The sequence below is a fragment of the Lutibacter sp. genome (assembly GCF_040883305.1).
Classification (GTDB): Bacteria; Bacteroidota; Bacteroidia; order Flavobacteriales; family Flavobacteriaceae; genus Lutibacter.
Map to the genome: position 1 here is coordinate 1 of NZ_JBFLKT010000336.1, position 2,553 is coordinate 2,553.

The window sequence follows — 2,553 nt, forward strand, 5'->3', positions numbered from 1 at the left end:
GAATCTTTCAGTTTAATAGATGCAGCTAGTAAATCTTCATCAATCGAAATATTAGCAGAATCTTTAGGTTTTAGATTACTTATTTCCAATTCCTTTTTAGATATAATAGTTATTGAATCCATTCGAAGAGAATCGGCTGTTTTAAGAGCAAGTATATTATTTAAAGAATCTGTCTTTTTTTGTTCAATAAGTAATTTACTTTTTATGTGTTTTTTGGTAAGTTGATTCTTTTTTGAAAAAAGTGTGATACTTTGGTTCACAAAATATCGTTTTCCTTCATACATATTTTCTGCATCCGTAAAATTAACTTCTAATCGGCCACGATCTGTATAATTAGGGTCATTAATTTCAAAATAATTTATGGATTCTTGTGTTAAACCACCATTTTCCTCGTTTAGAAAGTCAAACGAATAAAAATGACCTTTTAAAAAATAGTTTTTGTTTTTAGAATTGTAATTAAAAGTGGTTCTGAAATTACCATGACTGGCTAAAGATTCTCTATATTTCCCTAAAGAACGTAACCCCTTATATGCTAAAGAGAAATTAAATTGAGGCGAGGTATTCATTGTTAAAAATGCATCTAGAACCTGACCTTGTTCTAAACCAGTTTTATACATAAATTCTGAAGTTGGTGTTGGAACTTTATAGTATTTTATGTCTTCAACATTGTAATAATTAAATTGTTTAGCATCCATTCCCATATCTGGAAAAACTGAATTTCCTTCAAAGTCAAAACCTAATTTATTAAAAGTTTGCCCCTGATTATGAAAAGGTAATAGTTCAAAATTATCTTTTCTGATATAGTTGAATTTAAAATCTTTTTGTAAGGTCAATGTAGTGTCAATAACCACAGTATCATTTTGCACAGAAAACATTCTATAATCTGTGTACTTAGTTTTTCCACTAAGTTTAATATTTACTTGATCTTTGAAAGAGGTACTATCAGATTTAAATAGACCATTGTCACGATCTGGCATAATTACTTGCGCCGAAATATTTAAAAAAGAAAACCCTAAAAATAACGTGACTAATACTTTTTTCATGGGTTTATATTATTTTTTTTAACGGTCACCTGCTGTTCGCTATTTGTTATTTCGTTGGGAGATAAACTTTTTAACATACTCGTTTCATAAATTATCTAAAGTAGCAAAGGTAAATTATTTGAACGAAAATAATAATAGTAAATTGCAATGATAACTTTTTTAATTTTGTAATGTTATATTAAAATTATGGGGCTTCAAAAATATTTTTTAAAAAACGTGTTAGAAGCTGGTACAGATGAAGCTGGAAGAGGCTGTTTATCAGGCCCAGTTGTGGCTGCAGCAGTTATTTTACCTCAAGATTTTGAACATCCTTTATTAAACGATTCTAAACAATTAACAGAAAAACAACGCGAATTATTGCGCCCTTTTATTGAAAAAAATGCCTTAGCTTTCTCAGTTTCGTATATAAATGAGCTTAAAATAGATGAAATAAATATTTTGCAAGCGTCAATTTTAGCAATGCATACAGCTATAGAAAAGTTGTCTGTAACTCCAGAACACATAATTGTAGATGGAAATAAATTCAACTCGTTTAAAAATATTCCTCACAAAACAATTATAAAAGGAGATGCTAAATTTATGAGTATTGCGGCAGCTTCTGTATTGGCAAAAACCTACAGAGATGAATTTATGCAAAAAATAGATTTGGAATTCCCGGAGTATTATTGGAAAAAAAACAAAGGTTACCCAACAAAACAACACAGAGAAGCCATAAGAAAATTTGGAATTACGCCATTCCACAGAAAAACATTCCGATTACTTCCAGATCAATTAAAATTAGAGTTGTAATTTCTGAAAATGTATTATTAAAATTTTACATTTGCGTTCTTATAAAATGTAAAAAATGATAAAACGTACTAGAGCTTCAATAACAAAATTTATAATTCATAAAGTTGGAAACAAATTTAATAGTGCTACCAATATTTTTTCTGAAGATGTAATTACTTTCGATGAAGAAAGTTACGAGTTAATGAAACCTTTTTTATTGAAACCTTTTGCAAACGTTGCAGAAAGTTTTCGTTTTAACCACCATGCAAATATAGAATTAAACGAAATAAATAATTATTCAACCGAAATTTTTAAAGATGAAACTTCATTTGTGGATGTTTCTAAACACATTGTAAATCATTTATTTGAACAATCAAATTCGGCTCAAATTAAAGTTGGAGATGTAATTATTGCACTTTTTGAAGATATAGAATACAATGATGTTGTTACAAATGCAATAGGAATTTTTAAAATTGAAAATAAAATAAATTTCTTTCAAACTTTTATGGAAAAAGACAGTTTAGATGTTTTTGTTCAAAAAGGAATTAGTACCAAAAAACTAGACAAAGGTTGTTTAATTATTAATTCTTCCGATGCAGAAGGAAGAGTAATTTTGAGTGTTGATACTAATAATTACGATGCTCAATATTGGATTAAAAACTTTTTAAATGTAAAATATGCAGATGACAGCAATCAGCATACTCAAAATTACATTGAAATGTGTAAAGATTTTTCTGAAGAA

3 protein-coding genes are annotated in these 2,553 nt (G+C 28.0%); 2 read left to right on the forward strand and 1 reads right to left on the reverse strand.

Translation table 11 applies throughout. The features are described 5' to 3' along the window. Positions 1-1,043 (reverse strand): putative porin (locus AB1Z17_RS10895; protein ID WP_368051823.1); only part of this gene is annotated, 1,043 nt, incomplete at its 3' end. Positions 1,044-1,229: 186 nt separating this feature from the next. On the opposite strand from AB1Z17_RS10895, the gene AB1Z17_RS10900 reads away from it, so the two are divergent. Further along, on the forward strand, positions 1,230-1,832 hold the full coding sequence (locus tag AB1Z17_RS10900) for a ribonuclease HII (protein WP_368051824.1): 603 nt from the start codon (positions 1,230-1,232) through the stop codon (positions 1,830-1,832). A 55-nt stretch (positions 1,833-1,887) separates the two neighbouring features. Next, the coding region (locus AB1Z17_RS10905) for a nucleoid-associated protein (protein ID WP_368051825.1) at positions 1,888-2,553 on the forward strand (666 nt) is incomplete at its 3' end.